This window comes from Pseudomonas sp. CFBP 13719, from assembly GCF_014842095.1.
Classification (GTDB): domain Bacteria; phylum Pseudomonadota; class Gammaproteobacteria; order Pseudomonadales; family Pseudomonadaceae; genus Aquipseudomonas.
The window spans coordinates 233,937-251,233 of sequence record NZ_JACYVB010000006.1; the positions used below are offsets into that span (position 1 = coordinate 233,937).

At 66.5% G+C, this 17,297-nt stretch carries 12 protein-coding genes; 2 read left to right on the forward strand and 10 right to left on the reverse strand.

Translation table 11 applies throughout. The features are described 5' to 3' along the window. Positions 1-79: 79 nt before the first annotated feature. The 10 genes from IFT57_RS19235 to IFT57_RS19280 form a co-directional block, all read right to left on the reverse strand. A complete protein-coding gene (locus IFT57_RS19235) occupies positions 80-2,065 on the reverse strand; it encodes a transglutaminase TgpA family protein (RefSeq protein ID WP_192152324.1) in 1,986 nt (661 codons plus the stop codon). Beyond that, positions 2,062-3,045 carry a DUF58 domain-containing protein gene (locus IFT57_RS19240; RefSeq protein ID WP_446731213.1) on the reverse strand — a complete coding sequence of 328 codons (984 nt, stop codon included), beginning with the start codon at positions 3,043-3,045 and terminating at the stop codon, positions 2,062-2,064. Before IFT57_RS19240 ends, IFT57_RS19235 begins: the two co-directional genes overlap by 4 nt. Beyond that, entirely contained in the window at positions 3,015-3,932 is a 918-nt protein-coding gene (locus tag IFT57_RS19245; protein WP_122794907.1) for an AAA family ATPase, read from the reverse strand. The genes IFT57_RS19240 and IFT57_RS19245 overlap by 31 nt, the downstream gene beginning before the upstream one ends. A gap of 77 nt (positions 3,933-4,009) precedes the next feature. Next, on the reverse strand, positions 4,010-4,288 hold the full coding sequence (locus IFT57_RS19250) for a hypothetical protein (RefSeq protein WP_122476107.1): 279 nt from the start codon (positions 4,286-4,288) through the stop codon (positions 4,010-4,012). Positions 4,289-4,404: 116 nt separating this feature from the next. Further along, the gene (locus IFT57_RS19255; RefSeq protein WP_192152326.1) at positions 4,405-5,127 is read right to left on the reverse strand and encodes a response regulator; all 723 of its coding nucleotides are present in this window, start codon (positions 5,125-5,127) and stop codon (positions 4,405-4,407) included. Between the two features lie 2 nt (positions 5,128-5,129). Further along, positions 5,130-7,766, reverse strand: coding sequence for a sensor histidine kinase (locus IFT57_RS19260; RefSeq protein ID WP_192152327.1), 2,637 nt, complete (start codon positions 7,764-7,766; stop codon positions 5,130-5,132). A 15-nt stretch (positions 7,767-7,781) separates the two neighbouring features. After that, positions 7,782-8,342, reverse strand: a complete 561-nt coding sequence (gene kdpC / locus IFT57_RS19265; RefSeq protein ID WP_122795184.1) for a potassium-transporting ATPase subunit KdpC — start codon at positions 8,340-8,342, stop codon at positions 7,782-7,784. Between the two features lie 16 nt (positions 8,343-8,358). Then, a complete protein-coding gene (kdpB, locus tag IFT57_RS19270) occupies positions 8,359-10,413 on the reverse strand; it encodes a potassium-transporting ATPase subunit KdpB (protein WP_192152328.1) in 2,055 nt (684 codons plus the stop codon). A gap of 10 nt (positions 10,414-10,423) precedes the next feature. Next, complete coding sequence (gene kdpA / locus IFT57_RS19275; protein WP_192152329.1) at positions 10,424-12,118, reverse strand: potassium-transporting ATPase subunit KdpA; 1,695 nt, start codon at positions 12,116-12,118, stop codon at positions 10,424-10,426. A gap of 6 nt (positions 12,119-12,124) precedes the next feature. After that, positions 12,125-12,214 (reverse strand): potassium-transporting ATPase subunit F, encoded by a 90-nt coding sequence (locus IFT57_RS19280; RefSeq protein WP_082223535.1) that lies wholly within the window; start codon positions 12,212-12,214, stop codon positions 12,125-12,127. A gap of 198 nt (positions 12,215-12,412) precedes the next feature. Here IFT57_RS19280 and IFT57_RS19285 point away from each other — a divergent pair, with 198 nt between their 5' ends. After that, positions 12,413-13,654 carry an exonuclease SbcCD subunit D C-terminal domain-containing protein gene (locus IFT57_RS19285; protein ID WP_192152330.1) on the forward strand — a complete coding sequence of 414 codons (1,242 nt, stop codon included), beginning with the start codon at positions 12,413-12,415 and terminating at the stop codon, positions 13,652-13,654. Then, positions 13,651-17,283 (forward strand): AAA family ATPase, encoded by a 3,633-nt coding sequence (locus tag IFT57_RS19290; RefSeq protein WP_192152331.1) that lies wholly within the window; start codon positions 13,651-13,653, stop codon positions 17,281-17,283. Before IFT57_RS19285 ends, IFT57_RS19290 begins: the two co-directional genes overlap by 4 nt. Positions 17,284-17,297: the final 14 nt, after the last annotated feature.

Genomic DNA, 17,297 nt, shown 5'->3' on the forward strand with positions numbered 1-17,297 from the left:
ATGGTAGACAGCTCGGCGCGAGCGCGCAGCTTTCATATCGGCCAATCTCCAGCTCAGGCGGTCGCCCAGACACGCTGCGCTACGAGGCTACACGCCCAGCCGTGCGTCCCAATTGCCTGCGCAAACGCGTCAGAGCAGTGCGCAGTTGCTCGCGCGAAACCGGTCGGCCGCCGTAGCGCTGGGCCATGAAGGCGTAGGCAAAGGTCAGGATGGCCTCGCTTTGCGCTGGCAAGTGAACGGCTGCGCGCTCGGCGAAAGCCATGGCGCCTTCGCCGGCATGACGCACCAGGCCACGACGGCGCAACAGGCGCTCGAACGCAATGAACTCCTTGAGCTGCGCATCGACCCGGCGGCGCCATGGCTTGAGCAGCCAGACACTGGCCAGCAGCATGAACGACAGCCCACCGATCGGCAGCGCCCAGCGTTGCAGCCCTTGGAACCAGCGAGCGAGAAATTCGATCTGGCGTTCGCCCTGATACTCCAGCACCCAGCGCTGCCAGCCGTAATTGAGGTTGTCCCATTGCAGGCGCAGGTCGTTGAGCCACGTCAAATGTGGGTAGCGCAGCGGCGAAAAGGGCGAGCCGGCAAGAAACTCTTCATCGGCTGAAAGCGCCTGCTGCAAGCCCTGCTCGACCCGCGCCGGGGCCACCGCTGCGGTGGGGTCGGCCCGTTGCCAGCCGGTGCCTGCCTGCCAGTATTCGACCCACGCGTGGGCTTCGAATTGACGTACGGTCAGGTAGTTGCCCGCCGGGTTCAGTTCGCCACCCTGGTAGCCGGCTACCACCCGTGCGGGTACCCCCGCCACACGCAAGGCATAGACCATGGCCCCGGCGTAGTGGGCGCAGAAACCGCGCCGGCTGTCGAACAGGAACTCGTCGATACTGTCGCGGCCCAGCACTGGCGGATTGAGGGTGTAGTGAAAAGGCAGTTCGCGAAACTGCCGCAGCATTTCATCCACCAGTGCCTGAGGCGCAGCGAAACGGGCACGCAGATCCTGCGCCCACTGGCGCGTGCGCGGATCGCCTTGGGCCGGCAGTTGCAACGCGGTGCGCAGCGCCGGGGGAGCCAGTTGGGGCTCGCGAATCACCTGCGGCCAGGACGTCACCGCGTACATCAGTGGCTGGTCGACCGGGCGCCGCCGCTGCAGGCGTCCATCGCTCAACTGGCGCACGCCGGGCAACGCCGTGCGAGCCACGTCCAGGGCGAACAACCAGGGCTTGCCGCTGGGCTGCTGAATGATCTGGTAATCCACAGACGGCCCCGTCGGCTGCCAATCCACTGCCGGTTGTGTCTGGATCCACGGCGACTGGCTCCAGGTCCGGCCGTCGTAGACATCCAGGCTCAGCGCACGCCAATAGAGGTCGCGCTTGGCCGGTATGGCACCCTCGAAGCTGGCCCGAAAGGCCACCTCGCCGGACTGGCTGAGGCTGGCGACGTCGGCCGGGCTCATGCTTTCCGACAGGCCGGTCACGCCCTGCCCCGGCTTGGGTAGCGGCAGCGACCAGAGAGGTTCCAGCCGCGGAAAGAACACGAACAACAGCAGCATCAGCGGCAGTGCCTGCAGCACCAGGCTGCCGGCCAGCTTCAGTGTGGCCATCGGGCGGGCGATCAGTGAGGTCTGCTGCAACCCGATCAAGGCAGCCAGCAAAGCCAGCAGCGGCAGGACGCTGTACAGCGCCCAACCCAGGCTGGCATCGAACAGATAGGCCACTGCCAGACAGAACAGACCGAGAAAAATCACCACGCGGGCGTCGCGCGCGGTCTGCATCTCCAGCAGCTTGAGCAGGAACGCGGCCACCAGCAGCGCGGCAGTGGCCTCCAGGCCCACCCAGGTGCCGCTGGACAGGTAGACGCCGGCGGCCACGGCGAGCATCAGCGCTACCTTGATCAGCCGCCCCGGATAACGCGCACGCATGCGAAACACCTGCACGCGCCACAGCGTGCAACCCAACCACAAGCCGAGCAGCCACAGCGGCACGTGCCACCACAGCGGCACCAGCACCAGCGATTGTGCCAGCAGCAGCCAGGTCAGGCTGACGCGCGGAATGGCGGCGGGCGTACTCATGGCTGCTCTCCGAAAAGCGCCAACGCGCGCAGGCACGCTTCGCGGTGTGCATCGCCGCTGGCGGTGGCCAGCCGATTGCCGGGCAGCTGCAAGGCGAACGGCCGCTGTTCGCGGGACAGGGTCAGTACCCAATAGCAGAGGCGCGACAAGCGCTGTTCGACATCGCCGCCCAGAGCCACGAAGTCCAGGCACAGCTCCTGACCGCGCAGGTCGGCGAAGTCCTTGACCAGCAGCCCGTCACCGCGCGACCAGGCCTTCCAGTGCATGCGCCGCCAGGAGTCGCCAGGCTGGTATTGCTTGAGGCCCTGAAAATCATCCACGCCCTGGCCGTGCAGACGCTGCGCCTGGTCTTCGATGTCGGCCGATTCGCTGTGCAACGTGGGCACTTCGCCTTGCAGGGGCTGGGGATACACCAGCACGCGCTGACCCAGATCGACCCAGGTCCAGGCCATCAGCACGCCCAACGGAAAGCTGGTCTCCACGCGCATGCGTGGTGCTGCCAGCCAGCCGCGACGCTCGGTAGGCAGGCTCAATTCCAGCGCCTGTACATGATCGGGTGCGACGTCGCTGCGTTGCAGCTGCCGGGCATCCCAGCCAACGCCGATGGCCTGGTGATCCTTGCCGCCGCTTTCCAGGCGCAGACCGAAGCGCGCCTGCTCGCCGACGAATACCGACGTGGCGCCATTGCCACTGACGAGCAGGCCGCTGAGGTTGCGATAGGTGTGCAGAATGGCCACGACGAACACCGAGCCCAGCAGGAATACCAAGGCGTAGGCGAGGCTGTTCTGGTAGTTGATCGCGGCAAGGAACATCAGCAGCAAGACGACGATGAAGCCCAGGCCGCTGCGGCTGGGGACGATGAAGATTCGACGCTGGTCGAGCTCGATGCGCGGCGCCGCTGGCAGCCGGCGCACCTGCCAGCGGCGCCAGCGCTCGCCCAGCCTGCGCTTCACAGCGCAGGCACCTCCCGCAGCAGCCACTGCACCAGCGCCCCGCCCCCTTGCCCGGCGGGGTCGGCGCGCTCGCGCAGGCGATGGCTGACCACCGACGGCAGCACGGCTTGCACGTCTTCGGGAATCACGTAGTCGCGGCCGATCAGCAACGCCCAGGCCTTGGCGGCAGCGAGCAGCGCCAGGCTGCCGCGCGGCGACAGCCCGTAGGCAAACTGAGGTTGGCTGCGGGTGGCTTCCACCAGGCGCAGTACGTAATCCACCAAAGCGTCGCTGGCGCGTACCGCACGCGCCTGGGCTTGCAGCGCGGCCAACTGCGCATGATCGAGCACCGCGTTCATGCGCGGCAGCAGATCGCGTCGCGCTTCGCCCATCAGCAGGGCTTTCTCTGCGGCCTTGGCCGGGTAGCCGAGCGACAGGCGCATGAGGAAGCGGTCAAGCTGCGATTCGGGCAGCGCGAACGTACCGCCCTGAGTCGTGGGGTTCTGCGTGGCGATGACGAAAAATGGCTGGGGCAGCGGCCGGGTGGCACCCTCAATGGTGACCTGGCCCTCCTCCATCGCTTCGAGCAAGGCACTCTGGCTTTTCGGGGTGGCGCGGTTGATTTCGTCCGCCAGCACCAGTTCGGCGAAGATCGGCCCGGGATGGAACACAAAGCGGCCGCTGTCCTTGTCGAACACCGAAGTGCCGAGAATATCGCTGGGCAACAGATCGGAAGTGAACTGGATACGTTGGAAACTCAGGCCCAGCACCTTGGCCAGGGTGTGGCTGAGGGTGGTCTTGCCCATGCCGGGCAGGTCCTCGATGAGCAGGTGACCATCGGCGATCAGGCACGTCATTGCCAGGCGAACCTGGGTTTCCTTGCCCAGCAGGACTTCGTTGACCGCTTGCAGGCATTCATCCAGTCGACTGCGCATGGCAGACACTCCTTGTCGATACTACGTCTGCAGAACGCGCCCGGCGCCTTGCGGCGGCCCTGGGCGACTACCGTGCTTTAACGTCCGGCGCGTGACTCGCGAATGTAGAACCGCGCCTTCTCGGCCTTGCTGGTGCACCCTTCGAAGGCTTCGAACTGTTGCTGGGTCTTGGCCCCGGTGAGCAATGACAGGGCCTTGGAATAGCTGACGGTTCCGGCCAGGCCCTCGGCCTTGGCCAGATCGAGTTCATGCCAGGCACCATCGAGCTGGGTGGCGCAGCTATCGCGGTAGGCGGTCTTGCCGGCACAACCACTCAAGGCCAGTGCCACCAGTGGCACACAGATCCAGGCTTTCATCGATGACACCTCGGGAAAAACATCAGGGTAATGCTGGGTCAGACGGTGTGCCACCTGAAAAGTGCCATTGCCAAGTCCATGGCTTGCCATTGTGGGCAGGTACAACGGCGCGCAGGTCAGTCCGGGCTTGTCAGTCGGTAGCCCACGCCCGGCTCGGTGACGATGAAGCGTGGCGCGGCCGGGTCGTCGTCGAGCTTCTGGCGCAGGTGGCCGACGACGATGCGCAGGTAGTGGGTGTCGTCGACATGGGTGGGGCCCCAGATGTCCTTGAGCAGTTGCTGCTGGGTAATGACGCGCCCTGGATGGCGCGCCAGCTGCGCCAGCACCGCGTATTCCTTGCGGGTCAGGGCCACCGGCGCACCGTCGAGGACGACTCGGCGCAACGCCAGGTCGACCTGCAGAGGCCCCAATTGCAAGGCAGCCTCGAGCGTTTCGCTGCCGCTGGACTGACGCAACAATGCCCGGACTCTGGCGAGGAACTCCTGAATGCCGAACGGCTTGGTCACATAGTCGTTGGCGCCACCGTCCAGGGCCTGGACCTTCTGCGCCTCGCTGGCGCGGACCGAAAGCACCAGTACCGGCACGGCACTCCACTGGCGCAATTGCTCGAGCACCTGTTGGCCGTCCATGTCCGGCAGCCCCAGGTCCAGCACCACCAGGTCGGGGCGTAGCAGTGCGGCCTGACTCAGGCCCTCGGCGCCGGTGCCCGCTTCGATCACCTTGTAGCCTTGAGAGGCCAGGCTGATGCGCAGGAACTTGCGAATCTGCGGTTCGTCGTCGATGACCAGAAGGGTATAAGCCAGGGAGGTGCTGGCTTCAGAGGTGCTGAAAAGGCTCATGCTCAGGTGTCCGGCTCCGCGCCCGGTTGAGCGCGCAACGGCAAGCATAAGGCGATGCAGGTGCCATGGCCATCAATGCCGCTGGTCACTTCGACACGACCGCCATGGGCACCGACCATGCCTTGACAGATGGCCAGGCCCAGCCCCGTGCCCTGCCCGCCCCGATCACCCCGGGCAGCGGTATAGAACATATCGAATATCTTCGCTCGCTCGGCTTCGGGAATGCCGGGGCCCTCGTCGCTGACCGCAAGCACCAGGCTGTCGTCGCGCACGCTGGCCGACACCTGCAGGCGCCCGCCGAGCGGCGAGAATCGAGCGGCATTCTCCAGCACATTGACCAAGGCCTGCTCGATCAGCGCCGCATGCACATGCAGCAGGGGCAATTGCGCAGGCACCTGCACCTGCACCTGCAACGGCGCCAGGGGTGCGCGCAATCTAGCCACTGCGCTGGCAACGATATCGCCGGCGGCCACCCAGTCGCGAGCCAGCTTGAGCGCGCCGTGGCCCAGGCGCGTCATGTCCAGCAGGTTCTGGATGTAGCGGTCCAGGCGCTCGGCTTCGTCGCGGGTGACTTCGAGCAAGGCCTGGCGATCGGCCGGCGCCAGCGCCGTGTCCAGGGCCAGCAGGCTGTCGATACTGCCGCGCATGGCCGTCAGCGGCGTGCGCAAGTCATGGGACACCGAGGCCAGCAAGGCACTGCGCAACTGTTCGGTTTCACCGTGCAGGCGCGCCGCCTCCAGATCATGGGCCAAGTTGGCCCGCGCCAGTGCCTGGGCCACCGGCTGCACCAGCGCCTCCAGCAGGCGTCGGCCATGGCCATCGAGCCGCCCGGCCTGCCGTTCGCTCACCGCCAGCAGCGCCAGCACCTGCCCTTCCAGGGTCACCGGCAACCACCACCAGCGCCCGGCCGGCAACGTCGCGGTGCCCAGCCCGGCCGGCTGGGCGTGGTTGCCGGCCCACTGCGCGGCGGCCAGTTCGGTGGTCGAGAACTGCGCAGTGCTGCTGTGGGCCACCTTCCAGCCCTGCTCGCCACGCTCAAGCAGGCAGATGTCCAGACCGGGCCACCCTTGCAGGTGCTGCGCGGCTGCACTGAACACCGCTTGGCGGTCGGTCGCCGCCGCCAGCAGACGGGACAGCTCCAGCAGCTGCGCGGTGTGCGCCTGGGTTTCGCGCAGGGCACTGAGTTGCTGACGCTGGCGTGCCGCCAGATTGCCCGTGAGCGCCGCCATCAGCAGAAAGAACAGCAGGGTCAAGACGTCTTCCTGACGCTGGATGCTCAGGGAGAAGTTGGGCGGAATGAACAGAAAGTCGTACGCCAGGAACGACAACGCGGCGCAGCTCAGCGCCGGCCCCGGGCTGCTGCGTACCGCCACCAGCAACACAGCGGCGAGAAACACCAGAGAGATATTGGGCAGGTCCAGCACCTGCGCCACCGCCCAGGCCAGCCCGCTGGCCAGCAGCGTGGCGGTCAGCGCCAGGGCATATTCGCGCCAGCGTCCAACGGGCCGCGGACGCCGCGGTTGCGGCGCATGCTCTTGAGTGCGCGCCAGTACGTTGATCTCGATGCCGCTGGGCTGGCGCAGCAAGCGCTCGGCCAGGCCCGCGCCGAAGCGGCGTCGACGCGACTGGCCGACCAGCACCAGATTGGCGCGACGGTCGGCGGCATGCTGCAGCAAGGTCCTGGCCACTTCCGCATCGCGCAGCTCCACCACCTCGCCGCCCAGGCGCTCGGCCATCTGCTGGGCCAGCTGCAGGCGCTGGCGCGCCGCTTCGTCGAGCAGCGCGCCGTTGTCCACATGAACCACGGACCACGGCAGATGGCGACGACGCGCCACGCGGCTGGCGTGGCGCACCAGGCGCTCGGCCTGCTCGTCGCCGGCAATGCCCACCAGCAGCCGTCCACGGACGCTGGGCGCCTGCTGGCCGAGGCTGCGATACCCTTCGTGCAGATCGTCGTCGACCTGCGCCGCGGCGGTCTGCATGGCCAGCTCGCGCAGGGCGCTGAGGTTGGTCTGGGTGAAGAACGCGTCGATGGCCGCCCGCGCCTGCTCGGGCACGTACACCTTGCCCTCGCGCAGGCGTTCAAGCAGCTCGCGCGGCGGCAGGTCGATCAGCAGCAGATCGTCGGCTTCCTGCACCACCCAATCGGGCAGGGTTTCGCGCACCTGCACGCCGGTGATGGTCTGGACCTGGTCGTTCAGGCTTTCCAGGTGTTGCACGTTGACCGTGGTGTAGACGTCGATACCGGCGGCGAGCAGCTCCTGCACGTCCTGCCAGCGCTTGGCGTGGCGGCTGCCGGGGGCATTGCTGTGCGCCAGTTCGTCGACCAGCACCAGGCCCGGACGGGCAGCGAGCACCGCGTCCAGGTCCATTTCCTCCAGCATCACATCGCGGTACTGGCAACGCAGCAGCGCCTGCTGAGGCAGGCCGACCAGCAGCGCTTCGGTTTCCGCGCGACCGTGGGTCTGCACCACCGCGGCCAGCACGGTGACGCCCTGGCGCTGACGGGCATGGGCGGCCTGCAGCATGGCGTAGGTCTTGCCAACGCCGGGGGCGGCGCCCAGAAACACTTTCAAACGCCCACGCCCCTGGCGGGGCAAGGCGGCCAGCAAGGCATCGGCGCGGCCGGAATCACTCATGGCGCAGGCTCGTCATCATCGGGACTGCGACGGTAGCCGATCCAGCGCCTGGTTCAAAGCCAGTACGTTGACCACGGCCGGGCCGACGAGGGGCGCTTCGGTATGTGCCTGCACCAGCGCGCGCAGGGCTGACTCGGCCAGGCCGCGCTCGCGTGCCACCCTGGGCACCTGATAGTTGACCGCCGCCGGTGGCAGATGAGGGTCCAGGCCACTGGCCGAGGTGGTCAACAGCGCCAGCGGAACAGGCCCCTGCTGTGCATCGAACTGTTCATCGGCCTGCGCCAGCACGCGCGTGCCCAGCGCGGGATTGCTCGGCGCCAGGTTGCTCGCACCGCTGGCGAGCGTGGCGTAGTCCGCCGCCGAAGGCCGTGAATGGAACCAACGCTCATCGGTAAAGGCCTGGGCAAGCAAAGCGGAACCGCGCACCTCGCCCTGCGCATCGCGCACCAGGCTGCCGTTGGCCTGGGTAGAGAATGCCAACTGGCCTACCGCCCACACCAGCAGTGGATAGGCCCCGCCGGTGAGCAGGGTCATCAGCAGAATCAGGCTCAAGGCCGGACGCAACAAACTGTTCATCATTCAAGCTCCAGGGTCAGACCAGGTGCAATGCGGTGAGGACGATATCGATGGCCTTGATGCCGATGAAGGGCACCACCAGGCCACCCAGGCCATAGATCAGCACGTTGCGCCGCAACAACTGCGCAGCACTGTTGGCCTGGACCCGCACACCGCGCAGGGCCAGGGGAATCAACACGATGATGATCAAGGCGTTGAAAACGATGGCCGAAAGGATCGCGCTCTGCGGGCTGGCCAGGTTCATTACGTTGAGCACGCCCAGGGACGGGTACACCGCGGCGAACAGTGCCGGCAAAATGGCAAAATATTTGGCGACGTCGTTGGCGATGGAAAAGGTGGTCAGCGCACCGCGGGTCACCAGCAGCTCCTTGCCGATGCGCACGATGTCCAGCAGCTTGGTCGGGTCGCTGTCGAGATCGACCATGTTCGCTGCCTCGCGCGCAGCCTGGGTGCCATCGTTCATCGCCACGCCGACGTCGGCCTGGGCCAGCGCGGGCGCGTCGTTGGCGCCATCGCCACACATCGCCACCAGCCGCCCATCGGCCTGTTCCTGGCGAATGCGCGCCAGCTTCTTCTGCGGCGTGGCCTCGGCCAGCACATCGTCGACGCCGGCTTCGGCGGCGATGGCCGCCGCGGTCAGTGGGTTGTCGCCGGTCACCATTACGGTGCGGATGCCCAGCTTGCGCAATTGTTCGAAGCGCTCGCGAATGCCCGGCTTGACCACATCCTTCAAGTGGATCGCCCCGAGCAGTTGCTTGTCTCGGCACACCAGCAGCGGCGTGCCGCCACTTTGCGCGATGCGCTCGATGTGGTCAGCCAGTGCGGCCGGAAGCTGCGCCCTGGACTGGCCGATGTAGGCCAGCAGCGAATCGACTGCGCCCTTGCGGTAGCACTGCTGGTCGAGGTCGACGCCGGACAGGCGCGTCTGCGCGCTGAACGGCACCGACTGCCAGCGCTCTGCCGGCGGCTCGTCGACGCTGAACACCGGACGGATGAACTCGACCACCGAACGCCCCTCCGCCGTTTCATCGCCCAGCGAAGCCAACAGCGCACCTTCGGCCATCTGCGCATCGCTGACGCCGGGGGCGGCGTACAAAGCGCTGCACCGGCGGTTGCCGAAAGTGATGGTGCCGGTCTTGTCGAGCAGCAGCACATGAACGTCGCCGGCCGCTTCCACCGCGCGCCCGGACTTGGCCACGACGTTGAGTCTAACCAGGCGGTCCATGCCGGCGATGCCGATGGCCGACAGCAGGCCGGCGATGGTGGTCGGAATCAGCGTCACCAGCAGCGCCAGGAGGAACACCAGGGGCAAGCTGTGCCCGGAGAAGCGGGCAAACGGCTGCAGGGTCACCACCACCAGCAGGAAGACCATGGTCAGGCCGATGAGCAGAATATCCAGCGCCACTTCGTTGGGGGTCTTCTGGCGCTTTGCGCCTTCCACCAGCGCGATCATCCGGTCCAGGGTCGATTCACCGGGGTCGGTGCTGATCTCGATCAGCAGCCAGTCGGACACCACCAGGGTGTTGCCGGTGACCGCCGAGCGATCGCCGCCCGATTCGCGGATCACCGGTGCCGATTCGCCGGTGATGGCGGCCTCGTTGACCGCGGCAATGCCCTCACGCACCTCGCCGTCGCTGGGGATCATCTGCCCGGCTTCGACGCGCACCACATCGCCCTTGCGCAGTACAGTGGCGGCAACGGTTTCGAAACTGCCGTCGGCGCACCGTCGGCGTGCCTGCAAGCCCTGGCTGCCGGCCTTCAGGCTGTCGGCCCGCGCCCTGCCGCGGCCCTCGGCCAAGGCTTCGGCAAAATTGGCGAACAGCAGAGTGAACCACAGCCACACGGCAATCTGCACGGCGACCCCGGCCGGCACCGCCGGGTCAGGCAGCAGGCACAGGCCGGTGGTCAATACAGCGCACAACTCCACCACCAACAGCACGGGGCTGCGCAGCAGTCGCCGCGGGTCGAGCTTGACGAAGGCTTGCAGCAGCGCCGGTCGCCACAAAGCACTCAGGGTGGCCCCGGCAGGCGGTGATGGTTGCGTGGCAGCGGCAACGGTCGATCGGTTCATTGTCCAGGCCTCAGAAATACAGGTTCAAATGCTCGGCGATCGGCCCCAGGGCCAGCACCGGCAGGAAAGTCAGGCCGCCCACTATCAGCAGGGTCACGGTCAGCAGGGTGATGAACAGCAGGCCATGGGTGGCGAAGCTGTCGGCGCTGGGCGCACTGGCGTTCTTGCTGGCCAGCGCGCCGGCCAGGGCAAGTACCGGCAGGATGTAGCCGAAGCGCCCGATCAACATGCCCAGGCCCAACATCAGGTTGTGAAAGGCGGTGTTGGCGGACAGGCCGGCGAAGGCCGAACCGTTGTTGGCGCTGGCCGAGGTGTAGGCATACAGCAACTGCGTGAAGCCATGGGGGCCCGGATTGCTCACGGCGCTCGCCGGCCCCGGCAGGCTGACGGCGATAGCGCTGAGCACCAGCACGCCTACCGGCATCACCAGCAGACTCGCCACCAGCCAGCGGACCTCGCGTGCCTGCAGCTTCTTGCCCAGGTACTCAGGGGTTCGACCGATCATCAGTCCGGCCAGGAACACGGTCAGCAGCACGTTGAGCAGCATGCCGTAGAGACCGGCGCCGACACCGCCGAAAATCACCTCGCCGAGCATCATGTTGACCAGAGCGACCATCCCGGAAAGCGGGTTGAGGCTGTCGTGCATGGCGTTGACCGAACCGTTCGAGGCGGCCGTGGTAGTCACCGACCAGAGCACACTGGCGGTGGTGCCGAAGCGGCTTTCCTTGCCTTCCAGCGGGGCGGCCTGCTCGACCATGGCGCTGGCCAGCAGCGGGTTGGGCTGCTGCTCGGCATACAGCGACAGCCCGATGCCCAGCAGCAACAGGGTCAGCATGCAGGCCAGAATCGCCCGGCTCTGGCGCAGGTCCTTGACGTAATGACCGAAGGTGAAGATCAGGGCTGCCGGGATGGTCAGAATGGCTGCCAATTCGAACAGGTTGCTCCACGCCGTGGGATTCTCGAACGGATGCGCCGAGTTGACCCCGAAGAATCCGCCGCCGTTGGTGCCCAACTGCTTGATGGCGATCTGGCTTGCAGCCGGTCCGAGCGGGATGGTCTGTGCGTTGCCTTGCAGGGTCAGCGCATCCACATAGGGGGCGAACGTCTGCGGCACGCCCTGCCATACGAGGAAAACGGCCAGCAGCAGGGCCAGCGGCAGCAGGCCATACAAGGTAGCGCGGGTGACATCGACCCAGAAATTGCCAAGGGTACTGGCCGAGCGTCGGCTGATGCCGCGACACAGCGCTACCAGCACGGCCAGGCCGGTTGCGGCGCTGAGGAAATTCTGCACGCCCAGCCCGGCCATCTGGCTGAGGTAGCTGAGCGAGGTTTCGCCGCTGTAGGCCTGCCAGTTGGTGTTGGCCATGAAGCTGACCGCGGTGTTGAACGCCAGGGTCCACTCCTGGCCAGGCAGGTGCTGGGGATTGAGCGGCAGGTAGCCTTGCAGCATGAGCAAGGCAAACAACACGCCGAACCCGGCCAGATTGAAGGCGAGCAGAGCCAGGGCGTAGCGCTGCCAACTCTGCTGCTGTTGCGGGTCGATACCGGCAAACCGGTAGCAAAGCCTTTCCACGGGCTGCAGCGGTACGCTGAGCCAGGTGCGCTGGCCTTCCATGACTTTGTAGTAGAAACGTCCGAGCCAGGGCGCGGGCAGCAATACCAGGGCGAGGAAGGCCGCTATCAATGCGAAATCGTGACTGTGCATGACCGACTAGCCTCCACTGGCGCGCAAGAGGGCAACGAGCAGGTACACGAACAAGCCGATGGCCAGCAGCAGGAACAGGCCGTCCAGAACAGACATGAGCAATATCTCCAGGCACGGCGGGCGCCGCTTGCCGACATTCTCCGAGGCCTGGGTGTAAAGGCGCGAGATCGATACCCCGGCGCTGCCGTAAAGAACGCGTAAAGATCGGTGGGTCACATCCTGCCAAGCACGGCGCATGGGAACGCCAGGGCCGAACGGCTATCATGGCGGCCTTCCCTGCCCCCTGGAGCCTTCATGCGCCTGTTCCACACCTCCGACTGGCACCTTGGCCAAAGCCTGCACGGTCAGGAGCGCGACTTCGAACACGCAAGCTTCCTGCGCTGGTTGCTGCGCCAGCTCGCCGAGCGCCAGCCCGACGTGCTGCTGGTGGCAGGCGATATCTTCGACACGGTCAACCCGCCCGTGCGCGCCCAGGAGCGCCTTTACAACTTCATCGTCAGCGCCCATGAGCAACAGCCGCAGCTGACCATCGTGATGATCGCCGGCAACCATGACTCGGGTTCGCGCATCGAACTGCCCGGGCCGTTGATGCGCCGCCTGCGTACCCACGCGCTGGGCCGGGTGATGTGGCTCGAGGATGGCCGCCTCGACAGCGAACGGCTGTTGCTGCCGCTGCCCGATGCCAAGGGCGAAGTGCAAGCCTGGTGCCTGGCCCTGCCCTTCCTGCGCCCCGCGGAAGTGACCGGCGCAGCCTTGGGCGAGGATTACCTGCACGGCATCGCCCGCGTGCACGAAATGCTGATTGCCGCCGCCAATGCCCGGCGCTCGCCGGGGCAGGCACTGATTGCCATCAGCCATGCGCACATGGCCGGCGGTTCGGTGTCGATGGAGTCAGAACGCAGCCTGGTGATCGGCAGCGCCGAAGCGCTGCCGGCCAGCCTGTTCGATGCCAGCATCAGCTACGTTGCCCTGGGCCATCTGCACAAGCCGCAGAAGGTCAACGGCGAATCGCGCATTCGCTACAGCGGTTCACCCATTCCACTGTCGTTCTCGGAAATCGAGTACCCGCACCAGATCCTCGAGATCGAATGCGCTGGCGAGCAACTGGTGAGCGTGGAACCGATCCTCATTCCACGCGCCGTCGACCTGCTGCGCATCGGCCCGGCGCCGTTGCCGCAAGTGCGTGAACAGTTGCAGCAGCTGCCCGACGTCGACCTGTTGGCCGACGTGCTGGGCTACCCCTGGCTGGAAGTACGGGTGGTACTCGACGAGCCGCAACCGGACCTGCGCCAGCACATCGAGACCGCTCTGCAAGGCAAGGCGGTGCGTCTGGTGCGGATCGCCGCCGAGTACGCCGGGCGAGCCAACGCCGACAACGAAGACGTCGGCGCCTTGATCGAACTGGATCAGCTCAGCCCCCACGAACTGTTCAGCCGCGCCTGGCTGGACAGCTATGGCAGCGAGGTGGACGAACAGACGCTGGATGATTTCGCCCAACTGTTGCAGGAAGTACAACTGGAGGGCGAAACCCCATGAAGATCCTGGCCATTCGTCTGAAGAACCTGGCCTCGCTGGCCGGCCCGTTCGAATTGGATTTCACCGCCGAACCGCTGGCCAGTGCTGGTCTGTTCGCCATCACCGGCCCCACCGGCGCGGGCAAGAGCACGTTGCTCGATGCCCTGTGCCTGGCGCTGTTCGGCGCCGTGCCGCGCCTGGGCAACGCGTCGCAGAGCGCCAAGGTGCCGGACGCCGATGGCGAGATCGGCAGTTACGACCCGCGTACGCTGCTGCGTCGTGGTACCGGGGCGGGCTATGCGGAAGTGGATTTTCTCGGCGTCGACGGTCGTCGCTATCGCGCGCGCTGGGAAGCCAACCGCGCACGGGACAAACCCGGCGGCAAGTTGCAGAACAGCCGGCAGGCGCTGCGCGACTTGGACAACGACCAGCTACTGGCCAGCCAGAAAGGTGAATACAAGCAACTGCTCGAGGCTCGCCTGGGGCTCAACTTCGAACAGTTCACCCGTGCGGTGATGTTGGCGCAGAGCGAGTTCAGTGCCTTTCTCAAGGCCGATGACAACGAGCGCAGCGAGCTGCTGGAAAAGCTTACCGACACGGCGCTGTACACCCGCCTGGGCAAGCGCGCGTTCGAAAAGAGCCGCGATGCCCGCGAGCAGCTCAAGCACTGGCAGGACCAGGCCACCGGTATCGCGCCGCTGCCCGTAGAGGCCCGTGCGGCCCTGGATCAGGAGTTCCAGAGCGCCAGCGAGCAACTGCGCCAGCAGCAAGCGCGCCTAAAGGAGGTGGAACGGCAGCAGCAGTGGCACCAGCAGGATCGCCGCCTGACGGACGACTGCGACGCCGCGCGCCAGCAGGTCGAACACGCATCCCAAGCCTGGGCAGCCGGTGCCCAGCAGCGCCTGCAATTGCAGCTGCTGGAACAATTGGCACCGCAGCGCCATCTGTTCGGCCGCCGAGAGGAACTGCAGGCGCAGCTCCACCCTCTGGCCGAACGTATCGAGCAGTTGCGCTTTCGACAGCAGCAACAGCAGGTACAGCACCAACAGTTGGACGAGCAGCGCGAACAGGCGGGCCACGCCCTGCACCAGGCGCTGGCGCGACAGACCCAGGCGCAGCCGTTGCTGCAACAGGCCTTCGACGAGCAATCGCAACGTGGCCGCTGGCAGGCAGAGATCGAACCGCTGATGCCGGCACTGGCCGAGGCCGAGCGACAGCTTGGTTCAGGGCAGCAAACGCTGCTGGGTATGGAACAGCAGCAGTTGGACAGTGGCAAACGCTTGCAGCAGGTTGCCGAAGCGCTCGAACGAAGCGCCGAGCTGGCGCCGTTGACCGCGACCTGGGGCGCGTACCTGCCGCGCCTGCAACAGGTGGTCACGTTGAGCAGCCGCCTGCGCCAGGGCCTGGCCGAAGTGCCAGCGCTGCAGGCACAGGCGCAGGCCACCCAGGGGACCCTCGAGCAGCACCAGAGCAGCCTTGCGCGTGTGTTCGAAAACACCCCGTGCAGCGCCGAGCAACTGCCCGAGCGCTTGCAGCAGCTGACCCAGCGTTTGCAGCAGCAACGCCTGGAGCAGCGCAGTGCGCAAGCCCTCGATCAGCTGTGGCAGCGCCGCGCCGAACTGCAGCAGCGGCTTGAGCAAGGGCGTCGGCAACAGGCCGACTTGCTGGCCAGGCGCGAGCAACTGACCGCTCAGGGGCTAGAGGTCCGCGCGGCCCACGAACAGGCCGAACACGCCCTGACGCTGACCCTGCAACTGCTCGAACGCCAACGACTGGCCCGCAGCGAAAGCGTCGAGCAGCTGCGCGAACGCCTGCAACCCGAACAACCCTGCCCGGTCTGCGGCAGCGTCGAGCACCCGTATCATGCGCCGCAGGCGCTGCTGCAGGCACTCTCGGCACATGACGAAGGCGAGGAGCAGCAGGCCCGCAGCGCACTGCAGACGCTGTCCGAGCGCCTGGCCGAGCTGCGCGCCGAAGTCGGCGCACTGATCGAGCAGCACAAGCAGCTCAAGCTTCAAGAGCAACAGTTGCTCGAGCAGCAGTCGGACACACAGCTCGCGCAGCATCCGCTCTACCCTGCCCTCGATGAGCACGAGCAGCCGGCCCAATGGCTGCGCGACACACTGGCGACCCATGCGCGCCTCATCGACGAGGATGAACGGCAGCAAACCAGCCTGCTGGCCTTGCAACAGCAGGCAACCGCCTTGCAGCGCGCAGTCACGCAGGCCCGGGAAGCCAGCCAGCAGGCTCGGCAGACGCTGCAGGCGCACCAGGCCCACGTGGACGCCGACCAGCAACGGCTCGACGAAGAGTTGCAGGCGTTGGCCAGCCAGTTGCCCACCGCACGCCTGCAAGCCCTGCGCGAGCAACCGGCGCAGACGTTCATGGCGCTGGAGCAGAGCATCGGCGAGCGTCTGGCGCAGATCGAGCAGCGGGACGAGGAACAGGCCGAGTTCGACACCCGCGCGCGCCGCATCGAACAGGCCCGCAGCGAGCACGCCCGCCATCAAGCCAGCTGCGAGCAGCAACGTCAGCGCGTCGAGGCGCTGTCCGTGCAACTGCAGGCGTGCGAGGCGCGGTTGCGCGAGTGGTTGGGCGAGTACTCACAAGCCTCCGCCTGGCAGGCGGCCTTGCACGACCAGGTCGAAGCGGCGCGCCTGCAGGAACGGCAGGTCGACCGCCAGCAGCAGGATCTGCGGACCGAGACAGTGCAAACCGGCAGCGCGCTGGACGCTGACTGCCAACAGCAGAGCCAGCTGCAACAAGCACTGGCCGATGTGCAGCACGCCTTGCACCTATGGCGCGAACAGCACCCGCAGCTTGACGACGAGGGCTTGCGCGTCCTGCTTGGCATTGATACGCAGCAAGCCGATGACTTGCGCAACCGCGTGCTAACCAGTGAAAAGAACCTGGAGCAGGCGCGGATCCGCTTGCACGAACGCGAACAACGCCAGCACACCCATCGAACCCAAGTCGACGCGATCGCCAGTGCCGAAACGCTGGACACGCAACACGCCGCCCTGCTGCTCGACGTCGAACGGCAGGAACACCACTGCGCCGAACTGCGTGCCCGGCAGACCGAAGACCAGCGCCGGCATGGCGCCAATCAGGCCCTGCAGACGCAGATTGCCCAGGCCAATGCGCACTACCAGCGCTGCGCGCGACTGGCCGCGCTGATCGGCTCGGCCGAGGGTGATCGCTTCCGCAAGATTGCCCAGGCCTACAACCTCGACCTGCTGGTGCACCACGCCAACGTGCAACTGCGCCAACTGGTGCGGCGCTACCGGCTCAAGCGCGGCGGCAGCATGCTCGGATTGCTGGTCCTCGACACGGAAATGGGCGACGAGCTGCGCTCGGTGCATTCGTTATCGGGCGGGGAAACGTTCCTCGTCTCGCTGGCATTGGCGCTGGGCCTGGCCTCGATGGCCTCGAGCACGCTGCGCATCGAGTCGCTGTTCATCGACGAAGGCTTCGGCAGCCTCGACCCCGAGTCGCTGCAACTGGCCATGGATGCCCTCGACGGCCTGCAGGCGCAGGGTCGCAAGGTGGCGGTGATTTCCCACGTGCAGGAGATGCACGAGCGCATTCCGGTGCAGATTCAAGTGCGTCGTCTGGGCAACGGCTTGAGCAGCGTGCAGGTCACCGGCTAGGGCCTGGTGCAGCG

What these genes read in the sequence shown, in the direction of transcription:
- kdpB (WP_192152328.1), bottom strand. Translation starts at nt 10,413, where the DNA reads ATGAACCGATCGACCGTTGCCGCTGCCACGCAACCATCACCGCCTGCC.
- IFT57_RS19255 (WP_192152326.1), bottom strand. Translation starts at nt 5,127, where the DNA reads ATGAGCCTTTTCAGCACCTCTGAAGCCAGCACCTCCCTGGCTTATACC.
- IFT57_RS19285 (WP_192152330.1), top strand. Translation starts at nt 12,413, where the DNA reads ATGCGCCTGTTCCACACCTCCGACTGGCACCTTGGCCAAAGCCTGCAC.
- IFT57_RS19280 (WP_082223535.1), bottom strand. Translation starts at nt 12,214, where the DNA reads ATGTCTGTTCTGGACGGCCTGTTCCTGCTGCTGGCCATCGGCTTGTTC.
- kdpA (WP_192152329.1), bottom strand. Translation starts at nt 12,118, where the DNA reads ATGCACAGTCACGATTTCGCATTGATAGCGGCCTTCCTCGCCCTGGTA.
- IFT57_RS19290 (WP_192152331.1), top strand. Translation starts at nt 13,651, where the DNA reads ATGAAGATCCTGGCCATTCGTCTGAAGAACCTGGCCTCGCTGGCCGGC.
- IFT57_RS19260 (WP_192152327.1), bottom strand. Translation starts at nt 7,766, where the DNA reads ATGAGTGATTCCGGCCGCGCCGATGCCTTGCTGGCCGCCTTGCCCCGC.
- IFT57_RS19235 (WP_192152324.1), bottom strand. Translation starts at nt 2,065, where the DNA reads ATGAGTACGCCCGCCGCCATTCCGCGCGTCAGCCTGACCTGGCTGCTG.
- IFT57_RS19250 (WP_122476107.1), bottom strand. Translation starts at nt 4,288, where the DNA reads ATGAAAGCCTGGATCTGTGTGCCACTGGTGGCACTGGCCTTGAGTGGT.
- IFT57_RS19245 (WP_122794907.1), bottom strand. Translation starts at nt 3,932, where the DNA reads ATGCGCAGTCGACTGGATGAATGCCTGCAAGCGGTCAACGAAGTCCTG.
- kdpC (WP_122795184.1), bottom strand. Translation starts at nt 8,342, where the DNA reads ATGAACAGTTTGTTGCGTCCGGCCTTGAGCCTGATTCTGCTGATGACC.